The organism is Nonomuraea sp. NPDC049141, assembly GCF_040648415.1.
Lineage (GTDB): Bacteria > Actinomycetota > Actinomycetes > Streptosporangiales > Streptosporangiaceae > Nonomuraea.
Genome location: NZ_JBEZDR010000005.1, coordinates 69,062 through 82,647, shown reverse-complemented (window position 1 = coordinate 82,647; position 13,586 = coordinate 69,062). Strand labels below are relative to the sequence as shown.

The following is a 13,586-nucleotide window of genomic DNA, read 5'->3' as shown; positions in this document are numbered from 1 at the left end:
CGGTTGGTCGAAGGCCACCGAAGAACTGGTAAGCTAAGCGAGTCGCAAAGCAAGAAAGCAAGGTCCTGTAGAGCAGTTTGGAGTGCTCGCCACCCTGTCAAGGTGGAGGTCGCGGGTTCAAGTCCCGTCAGGACCGCTCTGGGTCAGGTAGCTCAGTTGGTACGAGCGTCCGCCTGAAAAGCGGAAGGTCGGCAGTTCGACCCTGCCCCTGACCACATTTTTTTGCCCCGAACGGATCATCGTTCGGGGCTTTTTGCTCTTCTGGGACGGTTTATGGAGCCCGTGGATTCCGTCGAGCCGAAATTCCTCCTGATCGACGGTGATGATCAGGTTCTCGGGGTCTGCCTCGACGCGGACGGCTTCTTCGCCGACCCGGGCGAGGACGTGACGGCCGAACTCCTGGGCTGCCTTCCCACTCAGCGGCTACGCGACCACCTCGCAGGATCCAAGCGCTACCGCCAGAGGAACCCTCTGGGCCTGGAAGGGCTTCGGATGCTCGACACGGCAGGAGAGCCGCTCGCGGACTTCTGGATGAGCGAGATCATCGACTGGCGACCCTCGCGACTTGATCCCGAGCGGGTGGACATCGTCGCTCTGTGGGGATTCGACAGCCCTCCGCCCCGGATGCGGCATCTCTGGGAGCGCTGGCGGGTGGCTCGGCCTGATCGGCCGAACCAGTGGGCCGAGTACGGGCCGGAGGACCGGGCGGAATGGCTGACCATCGTCCGCCGCAGCAACTCCCGGCGGGTAAGACAGCTCGATCATCCGCCAGGACGCGTCTACCACCTCGAAGGCACTCACGTCACCGATGAGGCCGCCTTCTACCTCGCGCTCGGAGAAGCCATCAACGGGCCCGGTGGCTACTTCGGCGGGAATCTTGATGCGCTGGACGACTGTCTGCGGGGTCGCTTCGGAGCTAGGACGCCGTTCACCCTGATCTGGAACGACTCCCACGTGGCGCGGTGGTCCCTGACGAGGGCATTGGCGGACGCTCAACCGTATTTCGCGCTCATCCAGACGATCTTCGCGGAACACGATGTGGAGGTCGTGTGGAGGTGACCTCGTACGACGGCGGGGTCCGGGGCTGTGTGGCCACCCCGAACCCCGCCCCGGACCCCGCTTCGTGATCAGGCGGTGGCGCCGCCGTCGATGACGAGATCGTGGCCGACGGCGAATCCGGACTCGGGGGAGGCGAGCCACAGCACGGTGGCGGTGACCTCTTCGAGCGTGCCGACCCTGCCGAGCGGAATGTGCGGCGCGAGACGGGCGTCGCGTTCCTCCCGGCTCTCGCCGGGCCGCGTTGACATCGGGGCGTCGCTGGCTCCGGGGCTGACCGCGTTGATGCGGATGCCGTCATCGATGTGGTCGAGTGCCGCGGTACGGGTCAGGAAGCTCACACCCGCCTTGGAGGTGCCATAGGCGCTCGCCCCGCGGAGTCTGCGATGGGCGCCGATGTTGGAGGAGGTGTTGACGATCGTGCCTCCGCCGTTGGAGCGCATGTGCTGAATCTCGTACTTCATCGACAGGAACACGCCGGTCAGGTTGACGTCCAGCACGTTGCGCCAGCCGTCGACGTCGAGGTCGGCGAGCGGAGCGACCTGGCCGAAGACACCGGCGTTGTTGTGCGCGACGTGCAGGCCGCCGTGACGCTCCACGGTCGTCGCCACCATCCGGGCGACGTCCTCCTGCTTGGTGACGTCGGCGATGACCAGGCTCGCTCGCCCGTTCTCGGCCTCGATCAGCTTGACCGTCTGGTCGAGGTTCTCCGCGTCACGCCCGGAGACGACGACGGTGGCGCCCTCACGGGCGAAGGCCCGGGCGGTCGCCCGGCCGATGCCGGAGCCACCGCCGGTAACCAGGGCGACCTTGCCGATGAATCGAGCGGTCATGATGTTCTCCTTTATCGAGGGGTGCGCAGCAGTAGGGCTGCGATCGGGGCCATGAGGATGAAGGCGACAGCGGCGATGCCGAGCGCGAAGCCATAGCCGGAGGTCGTGCCACCGGCCAGCGACACCAGCGCGGAGAGGCCGAGGGTCGGTCCGACCTCCATCGCCGTGTTGACCACGCCACCGGCGAGCCCGGCCTGCTCGTCGGGCACGTCGGTGACCGCGGCCACCGTCGCCCCGGCGAACGTCAGGGCGATGCCGAGCGGCAGGACCAGCAGCCCGGCGATGAGGGCGCCGTCGAACCTGCCGACCAGCACCAGTCCGGCCGCGGCCGTGATCAGCCCGGTCGTGAGAACGATCCGGATGCCGAAGCGCGCGAGCAGCCGCCCGGCGACCGCGCCCGTACCGATCAGGACCGCGCCGTACGGCAGGAACGCGGCAGAGGTCAGCAGCGGAGACAGGCCGCGAACCTGCTGGAGATGCAGCGAGAGGAAGAAGAAACTGGTGGCCATGCCCGCTGAGCCAAGGACGATCGCCGCCAGGGCGACGGCTCTCCGCGGTACGGCGAAGAACGCCGGTGGCACCAGAGGGGCGGCCGTACGGGATTCCACGATCATGAAGGCGAGCAGCAGGACGGCTCCGCCGATGAGCGGGCCGTACGAGCTCTCCACCAGCCCGTAGCTCAGTGTGGAGAGTCCTGCCGTCACCAGTGCGGCGCCGAGGATGTCGATGCGTGTACGCCGGACCGGCCGATCGGCGGGCAGCAGCCGGGGTGCCGCCACCAGGGCGATTGCCGTGGCGATCACCGGCACGCCGAATGCCCACCGCCATGACGCCCACTCGGCGAACACCCCGGACAGCAGCATGCCCCCGGTCGCCCCGATGCCCGCCAGACCACCCCAGACGGCGGTGGCCCGGGCTCGCCGGTGGGGGTCGGGAAAGACCACACCGAGCAGGGCCATGGCCGAGGGAGCCACAAGGGCGGCACCGATGCCCTGGGCGAACCGCGCGGTGAGGAGCAGGCCGAGCCCCGGGGCCAGGGCGGCCGCGGCCGAGGAGACCCCGAACAGGCCGAGGCCCAGCATGAACATCCGGCGCCTGCCGTACAGGTCCGCCAGCCTGCCGCCGAGCAGGAGCAACCCGCTGAACGCCAGCCCGTACGCCGTGCTGACCAGCGCCAGATCACCACCGCTGAGCCGTAACTCATCCTGGATCGCCGGCAGGGCGACGGAGACGACGGTGATGCCCGAGATCAGCATGATCTGGACACCGCCGAGCAGCGCGAAGGCGGGGGCGGGCGAGACGGCTATGGGGACGGCCACGGACGCTCTTTCCAGATCGATCGTTCTAGTATGAAGGCATGAAAGTCTGAAGCTTCTAGGGGAGGTTCGGGCTAGTCGAGAGCGCGCAGCGCCTGTGCGGCGGCGTCGTAGAGGCGCTCGGGGTCGTTGGAGCTCTTGCCGATGACCCGCATGCCCTGCATCACGGTCAGCAGGAACCGGGCGAGCGCCCGGGGATCCTTCTCCTCGGCCAGCTCACCCTGGGCGCGGGCCCTGGTCAGCGCCGAGGTCAGCGTGGTCTCGATGAAATCCCAGTTGGACTCGACAAGCCGGGCTACCGTGGGGTCGTGCGGCGCCACCTCCACGGCGGTGTTGACCACCAGGCAGCCGCGCCGCCTCTCGTCGTGGGCGGACTCCTCGGCGAACCGCTCGACCAGCGCGCGTACGACGGGCAGCACCGGCCCCGGTTGGGACAGCAGGCCGATGTAGTCGATACCGTTCTGCTTGTAGCGCTCGTAGGCCTTCAGGTAGAGGTCGCGCTTGTTGCCGAACGTGGCGTAGATGCTGGCTCTGCCGATCCCCAGGTGCTCGACGAGGTCGGCCATCGACGTCGCCTCGTACCCCCGCTCCCAGAACAGCTCCAGGGCTGCCTGCAGAGCCTCGTCGGGATCGAACTCCTTGGTCCTTGCCACGACGCAGAGCCTACGGTTTTCTAGAACGACCTGTCAAATATGGTTCACTTCTGGCGTCTCCAGAGCTTGCCTGTCGCCAGGTCGAGGTTGTAGACGCGGTCGTTGTTGTAGGTGCGGACCAGGAAGGAACCCTCCTTCGACCAGCCGAGGCCGATGTCGAGGAAGTCGGCGTCGGGGATATGGGGAACAACGCTGGACACACGCTCGCCGGTCCGTGGGTCGAAGGTGTCAACACGGCCCTCACTGCCTCGGACGGCCACGAAGTGGGTTCCGTCCGATCGGAGGTGGTACGTGTCCTCGGAATCGTCTTTCTCGATTTTCCTGAGGGGAAGCGCCATTCTCGTCTTTCCCCGATGGTCCAGAACGAGCACCTGAGATGCCGTCGTGACCACGATTCCGCTCTCGTTGAGGTCATGGACCTGCCGAGCGCCGGGGATCGACAGCGTGGTCCAGGTCTTGGTGTCAGTGATCTGCGCGCTGTCCTTGGCCAGGGCGACGTACCTGCTCTGGGCGGCGAACGTGGGCGTAGGCACTGCGGTGTCAGTCAGGCTGCCGGTGAGGTAGTGGACACCCCCGGCGTCCTGATACACCATGCGGCGATCGTGTCTGCCCAGGTAGACGACGGCCTTCTTGTCGGAGCTGCGGACGAACGGCGCCCGCTGAGGTGCTCCGCTTTTGCTGACGATGTACGGCGCGGCCTGGGAAAATGGCGCCTCGTTAACCAGCCAGTACCGGCAGGGATTGTCCATCTGAGTGGTCCACGGACAGGTAGGCCCCTTGAATTTGTCCACCGTCGCGAAAGTCCCTATACGTTCAGGAAACGACTGGGGCATCGAGTATTCGGGCAGTTCGCGTTGTGGCGGTTGCCCAGGGATGAGCAGCGCCCCTGACAGAACGATCGCGGTTCCCGCGAGGTAGAGGGTCCGCGTTGACCATTGACCGATGGCCAGTTCGGCTTGGGCTATGTCATCCGAAGCTTCGGGTGCCGGCCTGGCGCTCAGTTTCCGGGCGGCGAGTGGTACGGCTGCCGCCACGACAATCACGATGACGGCATGGGCCAGACGCGCCGGGGTGGCGCCCTGGATCGCCAGGAGATAGCCCTCTGCCACCACGGCGCCGCCCAAACCGAGCAGCCATGCTTTCCGATAGATATTCGCTTCGTCGTGCGCATGGAGCAGCCGTACATCGCGGAAGACAGAAACGGCGCACCACCCCAGGACCAGATAGAACAGGTCATTGGTGAGGCAAGCCAAGGGAACGGCGGGGGTGAGGGCGATCAGCCGCCACCGGCGCAGGCCGGCGAAATGGTCGATGACCTGGCGGGCGTTGGCCTCTGTGACGGAAAGGCCAATCAGGGCGGCGAACCTGTTGAGCCGTTCTCGCGTGACCGGAACGGCTGCCGCCAGCAGGGCGATGGCGGAGACTACCCAAGCGATCATCGGAGGTATCGTCACGAAGGGCCACCATATATGGTTCTATATCGTGAGTTCGGACGATATATGGCAGCAATTTGGCATCGCCACGTGGCGTGCACGGCGTGCGCGATTACTGGTCGTGGTATGCAGTTCACTGTCGCTCGTGATTATCGCCGCCGCCCCGTGGTGGTCAACGGCGATAACACCGCATATCCGCTGGGAGGTCGACCCGTTCTTCGTCCATGCGGACGTCGACGAGAATGGCGTCCTGTCCACCAGGGCGTTCATCGAGCTCGAAAACGAGGGACCGGTCTCCGTCACCCTCACCGATATCTCGGCGGAAATCCCGGGCCTCCGCTTGCTACCTGCTGACAAGGTGGACGAGGAAAGTTCCGTGGTCACCTTGAGGCGCGGTGGCTCGGCGACCGTGAGTAGGCGCATCGTCATCACTGACTGCGCGGCGGTGCCACATGAGCCCCAGCCGATGCGCTTCACTTTCCGGACCTGGACGGGCTCAGGGTCAGCGGAGGCGCTGGCGGACTCATGGCAGCTGACAGGACCCACAGGTAGTATCCCGCTCGCCTGGCAGCGAGGCCTCGCCGACGACGTGTGCAATGACGCGGTGAGCCCGCAGTGGCCCTGACAGTCAGCTCAGACCCGCCTGGAAGGTTGTGGCGCATGCCGCCCGTCACGAAGATCGCCACCGGGTTCGTGTTCGTGTTCGGTGCCCTCCGTTTCAATGGCTTCGACCTGCTGTTCGACCCCGTCGGATGGGGATTGTGCGCGGCCGGGCTGGCTCAGCTGCAGCGATCCGTCGACGACCCCTTCAGCCGGGCCAGGTTCTTCGCCGCCGTCATGGCCTGCGCCTCGTTCGTCGTCATGCTCGCGTCCGGCGAGCGCTCGGGTCATCCCCTGACGGTTTTCTCCTTTTCGCACGTGCTCGGCCTCGCCAACACAGTCGGTGCCTTGGTCACGGTCTGGCTCGTGGTTGAGGCCATCATCGGACGGATTCGTCCCCGTGCGGAGAGCTCCAGGACCGCCCTCCTCGACGTGCTGCGCTGGGCCGTGGTCAGTCTGGGCGTGCTCGGCCTGCTGTCCGGGTACGGCTACGCCGATCTGGGACCTGCCACGACCATCGCGTGGTTCGCGACCGTCGTGGCCCTGATCGTCGTGCTCTACGGTTCGGCCGGCCTGCCGTACCTGGCCCCGACCTGGGAGCCCGTGGCCGATCGCGTGCCGTGACGAGTGCTGCTACTGGGTCGTGCAGACGGTTCCGTTGAGGGTGAAGACGGCAGGCAGCACGTTCGGGCCGTTGTAGTTGCCGACGAAGCCGATCGAGGTCGATCCTCCGGTGGGTAGTGAGCCGTTTCCGGTCTCGTTGACGGCCTTGACGTCCGATCCGGTCTGCGTCCAGACGGCGCTCCAGCCGCTGCCCAGGCTCTGCCACGTTCGGGGCCAGCTGAAGTTCAGGGTCCAGCCGTTGATCGGTGCGCCGTTGTTGGTGATGTCGAGGGCGCCGACGTAGCCGCTGGCCCAGTCGGTCTGGATGGTCAGCCGTACCGAGCAGGAGCTGGAAGCGGGTGTGCCGGTGGTGAACGTCAGCGGCGGGGAGGCCCACGACAGGCCGCCGCCGCTGTCCCGGGCGATCACGTTGAGTGTGTAACGGGTGCCTGGAGTGAGGTTGTTCACCGTGAGGGAGGTGCCGGGGGTCTCGCTGAGTTGCTCGCTGATGGCGCCGTTCTGGCGGTGGAGCTCGTACTTGACGATCGGGCGTGCGCCGGGGGCGGCGGCGGGCCAGGAGATCGTGGCGGTTCTGTCCGTGACGTTAGCGGCGGTCGGCTGCCCCGGCGTGCCCGGACGGCCGGTCTGGGGTGTGGAGGGGTGCAGGACGATCGTGGTCAGCGAGAGCGGTGACAGGGTCTGGCTGGTCGCGGTTCCCGCTGTCGAGCTGGTGATGCTCGTGGCGCCGTTGGTGTGCGTCAGTACGGTCGGCGCGCCGGACGCCGGGCTGAAGCCGGAGTAGTTGATCGTGACGGGGTAGGACGTGTCCGACGACGTGTTGATCAACAGGACCGACAGATCGCCGTTGGGGCGGCGGGCGGCGTGCGCGGTGACCTTCGCCTGGTCGGTCGCGGCCCGGATGAACTGGTCGCCGGGGCGGGCGAACCTGCTCATCATCTGGAGTGCGTAGTACGGCGCGAACGGGGTGTTCAGCGGCGGCTCGCAGACGCTGCCGTCGGAGGTGCACGTAGCGCTCGACAGCAGGCCGAAGTCTCCGTAATCGGTATGTCCTTCGACCTGGGTGACGTTGCCGATGCCGTTGTGGACGTTCCACCAGTCGACCGTGAACACCCCGTTCGCCAGCACCGTCGCGTAGGCGTCGGCGGCGGCCAGCGCGCCGGGCTGCGTGTTGGTGCCGGCGCTGCTGGACCCCGTGTTGAACTCGGTCATGGCGATGCCGATCCGCTCAGAGCCGGTCCCGGCGTACTTCGCGATCTGCTGCCTGGTGAGCTGGATCATGTCGGGGACCTGGGCGGCCTTGTCGAGGGCGCCGGGATACCAGTGCAGGATCACGAAGTCGATCTTCGGTCCGGCGATCGACAGGACGACCTTGTTCCAGGTGCCGTTGTCGCCGTCGGCGACGATGGCGTCGGGCCAGTTGGCGGCCGTGGTCAGCACCGCGCCGATCTTGATGGTGGGGTCGACCGCCTTCATCGCGTCCGCGTAGGACACGACGTTGCGGGCGTACTCGGCCGGGCTCTTGTCGGCGTGGTTGTCCGCCTCCCAGGCGGAGCCGTAGTGGCCGTTGCCGTAGTTCTCGTTGCCGATCTCCCAGTACTTGACGCCGTAGCCCTTGGTGACGTTGGCGCTACGTACCCAGGCCGCGGCCTCCTCGGCGGTGCCGGTGCCGTAGTTGGCGGTCACCATCGGCTGCGCCCCGGTGCGACGCGCACCACGCATGAAGGTGTCGAAGTCGGTGTTGGGCGCCACATAACCGCCGGGAGCGGTGTGGTCGGCCCAGTGGTAGATGTCCGAGTAGGAGCCGCCGGGATAGCGCAGCAGCTTCACGCCGGCGTCCTTGAGGAGGTCGGCGGTCGCGTCGGTGCCGAGATTGGTGTCCCAGATCGCATGGTTGGTGCCGATGCCGGTTTCGGGGACGGTGGCGAGCGCGGCGCGGGCGTTGACGGTCACCGCGACCGGGGTGACCTCGTCGGCGTACGCCGTGGGGGCGTTCAGGGCGGTCAGCGTCAGCAGGACGGCGGACGCTGCTCTTAGTGAGAACTTCGGCATCGGCGCACCTCGCCATGGATAGCGGCAATCACTCGACGCCTCCTTCCGACCCAGGAGGCACCATGATCGTGCGGGGTGACGCCAAGCCCGTCAAACAACAGTGAAACTTTCACACCGACAGCTGTGGCTCTATTGATGACCGATCCGGGGCTTCGCTGGAGCGGCGGTTCCGGTTTTGCCGAGGTGCCTATCAAATCGAAAGATGTCCGCATCTGGACATGCCTGGTCGGCAACGCGATCAAGGCAGTGATCGTCCCAGATTAGTCCTGCTTTATCGGTATTTATCTGGGAGCGCCTGTTGCTCAGACGTCTGCTCGTTTCCGCCGCTCTCGTAGGCTCGGCGCTGGTCGTGCCCGTCGCGGCCGCCCTGCCTGCTTCCGCCGTTCAAGTGCACGTCAACGCCACGGCGGCCGCCTGCACCTACCAGCGATCCGGCAACCACTGGAACTGCGTCACGCCGGGTGCCTACTGCCCGAAAGCCGCGCACAGCCGGTACGGATTCGCCAAGGTGACCAACCGTAAATATCAGTGCAGCCAGTACAGCAACGGGCAATGGCGGTGGAAGAGGGTCTGAGCCTCCACGCGAAACGACCGCCCCGCCGAACCAGCGAGGGCGGTCGTTTCCCTGAGGCTCAGGATGACGGCTTCCTGTCGGTCCAGCCGGCTTCCAGTACGGCCTGCGAGCTCCACACGGTGCCGGGTTCGAAGGCACTCTGGACACCGTCGGGCTTCACCAAAACGCTCTCGTTCGCCAGGCCCCGCCCGGTCGCCTGGTCGAAGATCAGCCGAGTCTCCACGACGCCGGAGTATTTGGTGTGCGACTTGACCGCCACGGCGGTGCCCTGGCGGCCCTCCGCGTCCGTGACGTTCTCGATGACGTCGACGGTGTCGAGGTCGGCGAGCATCCGGAAGGCGGCGCCGCGTACCTGGGGTGTAACCGGCATGTCGGTGATCAACCCCACGCTCACGGTGAAGAGCCAGGTGTCGGCCGGCATCGGGTCGCTGCTGGACTCGGTGCTGTGCCCCTTGTACGAGCGAAGCAGCCACGCCTTGAGCTTGGCCGGGTCGGAGGGCAGGCCGCGCAGGTCCTTCATGGTGACGTTCCGGCCGAGCCAGAACACCTTGTCCCCGTCGACCAGGGGGCTGTGGCTGATGCTCGTCTTTTGGGGAGAGGTCGAGAGGGTCAGCGCGCCTAGCTTGCCCGGCACCTTGACTGAGATCTTGGCCGGGGAACCGGCCTGCTTCCACGCCTCCTCGTCCGCGGCGGTGGCCGGTCGCGCGCCGAGCGGCTTGGTGCTGCCCCACTGGTCGCCTCCGGTGGCGCTGGGCGTCCAGCCCTCGTTCCGCTGCTGGTCCATGACCAGGTAGTCCGCGCCATCGGCTACGAACAGGGTCCGCTGCACGGACACGGTGTGCCAGTAGGCGCCCGTCCCGCCGGGCTGGCGGGCCGCCTTCGCGGCGGCGGTCAGCAGGATGTCCCGAGCCGACAGCTTCACCTTGGGCGTGGCGGAGTTGGGCGTGGACGAGGTGAGCGTCGCCGGGGCCGCGTCGGGCGCCCGCGGCGTCGTGCCGCCGGTGCCGGAGACCACGACGGCCACGGCGGTCGCGGCCGCGGCGGCGCCGACGAGGCTGAAACCCCACACCGGTCGTACGGTCCTGCGCTTACGCCGCGCCGACCGCGGCTGGGACATGGCGTACGAGAGCTCCGCGGCCCTGGTGCGTTCGTCGACCGGCGTGTCGCCGAGGTGTGCGGGCCGGGCGGCCCGTAGTTCGTCGATGGGGTTCATGACCACTCCTCACTGAGGTTCCGCACCCGGGTCCGGGACTGTCCCGCCGGTTCCATCGCCTGCTTGAGCCGCTTGCGCGCACGATGCAGCCGTACACGGAAGGCGGCGGACGAGCAGCCGATGACCCGGGCCGCGTCCTTGGGGGACAGGCCCTGCCAGGCGATCAGGAGGAGGACCTCCCGGTCGTCCTCCGGCAGTTCGGCCAGCGCCCGCAGTACGCCGAGCCGTTCGGTCACCTGGTCGGCCACGTCGCCCTCGGTCCAGGCCCGCAGCTCCGCGTTCAGCGCCTCCCGCCGGGTCTCCGCGCGGATGTTGTCCCGCAGGACGTTGCGCGCGACGCCGAGCAGCCATGGCAGGGCCGGTTCCGGTACGTCGTCCAGCCGCCGCCAGGCGATCGCGAACGTCTCGCTCACCACCTCGTCCGCCACCTGCCGGCCCGCGCGACTGACCACGTAGGCCCACACACGTTGTCGGCATCCGTCGTACATGCTGGTGAACCGGTGCGCGTCATCCGTCACCGCCTCAGCCCCTTAATCCCGGACATCGTTCTTCTGACACCAGGAAGTGGTCCGAGCCCCATCGTTGTTACAGCAATCCTGAAATATACGGACGGCCTCCTACGTAGAAAGAGCCCCTATACGCTCGATGCCGACGTAGCCGAGGGCGGGGGACGAACGTGGACGAACGGATCGAGCGAGCCAGACTGCTGTACGAGCGCGCCGTCTTCGACGGCGATGCCGCGGCACTGGAGACGGCCGACCGGGAACTGGACGCCGCCGAGGCGGATCTCGCCCTGGCCCGCGGCCGGATCATCCATGGTCGATTCCTGGACGGGGAGAAAGAGGACCCGGCCGAACTGACCCTGTTCGAGCGCGCGGCGCGGCTCTACCAAGCGCTCGGCGACGTGCGCGGCGAGGGCGAATCGCTGTTCTGGATCGGCATCTTCCACCAGGTCGTCCGCCAGGACGACGACACCGCGGTCCCCGCACTCGAACGCTCCCGCGAACTCGCCGCCCAGGCGGGCGACAAGCTGACCATGTCGTACGCCCTCCGGCACCTGGGCATCGCCGAGCACGTCGCCGGCCGGCTGGGCCCGGCCCGCGAACGGCTGGAGGAGTCGGTACGCCTGCGCCGCGAACTCGGTTTCCTGCCCGGCGTCGCCGCGAACCTGATCGGCCTGGCCTACATCACCGCCGCCGAAGGCCGCCGTGACGAGGCACTGGAGGTGCTCGCCGAGGCGGGCGAGCTCGCCGAGGCCGCCGGCGCCCACGGCATCCTGCGCTCGGTCGAGGAGACGCGCAAGACCCTTGGATAAAGCTACGTTCTACGTACTATGGCCTTCGGCAAGACGGGGGTTGCCTGAGCGACGCCCGCCAGCCGTACGGTCACCGCCAGGCCGCCTTCGGGCCTGGCCGCGGCCGTGACCGTGCCGCCGTGCGCGTCGACGATGGCCCGCACGATCGACAGCCCGAGCCCCGACCCCCTGGCCGACCGCACCCGATCGGCGTGCAGCCGGTGGAACGGCTCGAACAGGTCGTCCACCTCGTACGGCGAGACCGGCGGGCCGGTGTTCTCCACCACGATGACGGCGCCGTCACCGTCGGGGCGGACGGTCACCCACACCTCGCCGTCGCGGACGTTGTACTTGATCGCGTTCTCCAGCAGGTTGAACACGCAGCGCTCCAGGAACAGCGGGTCGCCCCCGGCGACGGCCGGACGCAGGTCCTCGTGCACGGTGACGTGCCGCTTCCCGGCCGCGAGCTCGATCTGCTCCAGCGCGATCCGGACGATCCGCGGTAGCTCCACTGGCTTGCGCGCGGTCAGCTCCTGCTCCGACTGCGCGAGCAGCAGCAGGCCCTCGATCAGCCGCTCGTAACGGGCGTTGGTGCCCAGCAGCGCCCGAGCCAGTGCCTTGAGATCCGGCGAGGCCGCCGGCTCCTCCAGCGACACCTCCAGAATCGTCCGGTTGATCGCCAACGGCGTCCGCAACTCATGCGAGGCATTACCGATGAACCTGCGCTGCGCCTCGAACACCCGATGCAACCGATCCAACATCGCATCGAACGTATCGGCCAGCCGCTTCACCTCATCATGCGGACCCCGCAACCCGATCCGCTCACGCAACGTACTCTCCGACAACCGCCGCGCCGTCTCCGTCACCCGATCCAACGGCCGCAACGCCCGATCAGCCACCAGATAGCCGAGCACGAACGCGATGACCCCGATCAGGATCATGATGACGACCGAGGACCGCAGCATGTCACTCAGCACGGTGGCCGCCCCTTGTTCCACGTTGACCTGTACCTGCTGCATGGAGGGGCCGACGATGGGCGGATCCTTCGTGACGGCGATCGCGGAGCCGCCGAACCTCGTGACGAACTGCGTGTTCAGCGCCTTGGCGGTCAGCAGATAGGTGACCCAGAGCAGCATCGACCCGGCGACGAAGAACAGCCCGCCGTACAGCAGGGCGAGCCGCATCCGCAGTCCGAGCCGGTCCCACGGCCGCGCACGCGTCACAGCCGGTAGCCCTTGCCGGGCACGTTCTGGACCGCGAGCGGCGCGCCGAGCTTCCTGCGCAGCGAGGTGATCGTGACGCGCAGCACGCCGGTGCCGGTGTCGGCGTGCTCGTCCCAGACGCGCCTGCGCAGCTCGGCGGAGGTGACGAGGTCGCCGCCGGCCAGCAGCAACTGCTCCAGGACGTCGAACTCCTTGCGGTTCAGCGCGACCACCCGCTCGTCCCTGGTCACCGTACGGCGGCCGGGATCGAGCCGGATCCCGGCCCGTTCCAGCGCGGCCGGCGCGGCCCGGGAGGACCGGCGGGCCAGCGTCCGGATCCTGGCCACCAGCTCGGCGAACGCGAACGGCTTGACCAAATAGTCGTCGGCGCCCAGCGACAGCCCGTCCACCCGGTCGTGGACCTGCCCGGCGGCGGTCAGCATGAGGATCCGGCTGGAGCTGGCCAGCTCGCCGCAGACGTCGTCGCCGTGCACCTCGGGCAGGTCGCGGTCGAGGACGACGACGTCGTAGTCGACGTACGAGGCCAGGTTCAGCGCCTCCTGCCCGTCGTAGGCCACGTCGACGGCCATCGCGTGCAGCCGCAGGCCGCGCGCGACCGCGTCGGCCAGCTCTTCCTCGTCTTCCACGACAAGCACTCGCATGTGGTCGAGCGTGGCGGGTCGGGTGTTAGCCGCGAGTAAGCGCCTTATCCGGGTTTAGCACGGCTGGGAGTGGAGTG

At 67.7% G+C, this 13,586-nt stretch carries 15 protein-coding genes and 2 tRNA genes; 8 read left to right on the top strand and 9 right to left on the bottom strand.

The genetic code is table 11. The features are described 5' to 3' along the window. Positions 1–61: 61 nt before the first annotated feature. The 3 genes from AB0B91_RS16385 (at position 62) to AB0B91_RS16375 (ending at position 1,059) form a co-directional block, all read left to right on the top strand. Positions 62–136: transfer RNA gene (locus AB0B91_RS16385), tRNA-Asp, on the top strand. A gap of 5 nt (positions 137–141) precedes the next feature. After that, positions 142–215 (top strand) — tRNA-Phe (locus AB0B91_RS16380). Between the two features lie 67 nt (positions 216–282). Then, entirely contained in the window at positions 283–1,059 is a 777-nt protein-coding gene (locus tag AB0B91_RS16375) for a barstar family protein (RefSeq protein WP_358319442.1), read from the top strand. 68 nt (positions 1,060–1,127) lie between these two features. On the opposite strand, the gene AB0B91_RS16370 is transcribed toward AB0B91_RS16375, so the two are convergent. The 4 genes from AB0B91_RS16370 to AB0B91_RS16355 form a co-directional block, all read right to left on the bottom strand. Further along, positions 1,128–1,889: a glucose 1-dehydrogenase gene (locus AB0B91_RS16370; protein ID WP_358319439.1), complete on the bottom strand. Its 762-nt coding sequence runs from the start codon at positions 1,887–1,889 to the stop codon at positions 1,128–1,130. An 11-nt stretch (positions 1,890–1,900) separates the two neighbouring features. Next, positions 1,901–3,208 carry an MFS transporter gene (locus AB0B91_RS16365; protein WP_358319436.1) on the bottom strand — a complete coding sequence of 436 codons (1,308 nt, stop codon included), beginning with the start codon at positions 3,206–3,208 and terminating at the stop codon, positions 1,901–1,903. 71 nt (positions 3,209–3,279) lie between these two features. Then, positions 3,280–3,858, bottom strand: coding sequence for a TetR/AcrR family transcriptional regulator (locus AB0B91_RS16360; protein WP_358319433.1), 579 nt, complete (start codon positions 3,856–3,858; stop codon positions 3,280–3,282). 44 nt (positions 3,859–3,902) lie between these two features. Then, positions 3,903–5,297, bottom strand: a complete 1,395-nt coding sequence (locus tag AB0B91_RS16355; protein WP_358319430.1) for a hypothetical protein — start codon at positions 5,295–5,297, stop codon at positions 3,903–3,905. Between the two features lie 43 nt (positions 5,298–5,340). On the opposite strand from AB0B91_RS16355, the gene AB0B91_RS16350 reads away from it, so the two are divergent. Both AB0B91_RS16350 and AB0B91_RS16345 read left to right on the top strand, forming a co-directional pair. After that, on the top strand, positions 5,341–5,916 hold the full coding sequence (locus AB0B91_RS16350; protein ID WP_358319427.1) for a hypothetical protein: 576 nt from the start codon (positions 5,341–5,343) through the stop codon (positions 5,914–5,916). Between the two features lie 35 nt (positions 5,917–5,951). Further along, a complete protein-coding gene (locus tag AB0B91_RS16345) occupies positions 5,952–6,515 on the top strand; it encodes a hypothetical protein (protein ID WP_358319423.1) in 564 nt (187 codons plus the stop codon). Positions 6,516–6,524: 9 nt separating this feature from the next. On the opposite strand, the gene AB0B91_RS16340 is transcribed toward AB0B91_RS16345, so the two are convergent. After that, positions 6,525–8,564, bottom strand: coding sequence for a cellulose binding domain-containing protein (locus tag AB0B91_RS16340; protein WP_358319420.1), 2,040 nt, complete (start codon positions 8,562–8,564; stop codon positions 6,525–6,527). 75 nt (positions 8,565–8,639) lie between these two features. On the opposite strand from AB0B91_RS16340, the gene AB0B91_RS16335 reads away from it, so the two are divergent. Both AB0B91_RS16335 and AB0B91_RS16330 read left to right on the top strand, forming a co-directional pair. Next, the gene (locus AB0B91_RS16335; RefSeq protein ID WP_358319418.1) at positions 8,640–8,828 is read left to right on the top strand and encodes a hypothetical protein; all 189 of its coding nucleotides are present in this window, start codon (positions 8,640–8,642) and stop codon (positions 8,826–8,828) included. 34 nt (positions 8,829–8,862) lie between these two features. Then, on the top strand, positions 8,863–9,138 hold the full coding sequence (locus AB0B91_RS16330; RefSeq protein ID WP_358319415.1) for a hypothetical protein: 276 nt from the start codon (positions 8,863–8,865) through the stop codon (positions 9,136–9,138). 58 nt (positions 9,139–9,196) lie between these two features. On the opposite strand, the gene AB0B91_RS16325 is transcribed toward AB0B91_RS16330, so the two are convergent. Then, positions 9,197–10,351 carry a CU044_5270 family protein gene (locus AB0B91_RS16325; RefSeq protein ID WP_358319412.1) on the bottom strand — a complete coding sequence of 385 codons (1,155 nt, stop codon included), beginning with the start codon at positions 10,349–10,351 and terminating at the stop codon, positions 9,197–9,199. After that, entirely contained in the window at positions 10,348–10,869 is a 522-nt protein-coding gene (locus tag AB0B91_RS16320) for an RNA polymerase sigma factor (RefSeq protein WP_358319409.1), read from the bottom strand. Before AB0B91_RS16320 ends, AB0B91_RS16325 begins: the two co-directional genes overlap by 4 nt. Before the next feature lie 158 nt (positions 10,870–11,027). Here AB0B91_RS16320 and AB0B91_RS16315 point away from each other — a divergent pair, with 158 nt between their 5' ends. Continuing rightward, positions 11,028–11,666 (top strand): hypothetical protein, encoded by a 639-nt coding sequence (locus tag AB0B91_RS16315; protein ID WP_358319406.1) that lies wholly within the window; start codon positions 11,028–11,030, stop codon positions 11,664–11,666. A gap of 2 nt (positions 11,667–11,668) precedes the next feature. Here AB0B91_RS16315 and AB0B91_RS16310 read toward each other — a convergent pair whose 3' ends face one another. Continuing rightward, a complete protein-coding gene (locus tag AB0B91_RS16310) occupies positions 11,669–12,868 on the bottom strand; it encodes a HAMP domain-containing sensor histidine kinase (protein ID WP_358319404.1) in 1,200 nt (399 codons plus the stop codon). Further along, positions 12,865–13,509, bottom strand: coding sequence for a response regulator transcription factor (locus tag AB0B91_RS16305; protein WP_358319401.1), 645 nt, complete (start codon positions 13,507–13,509; stop codon positions 12,865–12,867). Before AB0B91_RS16305 ends, AB0B91_RS16310 begins: the two co-directional genes overlap by 4 nt. Between the last annotated feature and the right edge of the window lie 77 nt (positions 13,510–13,586).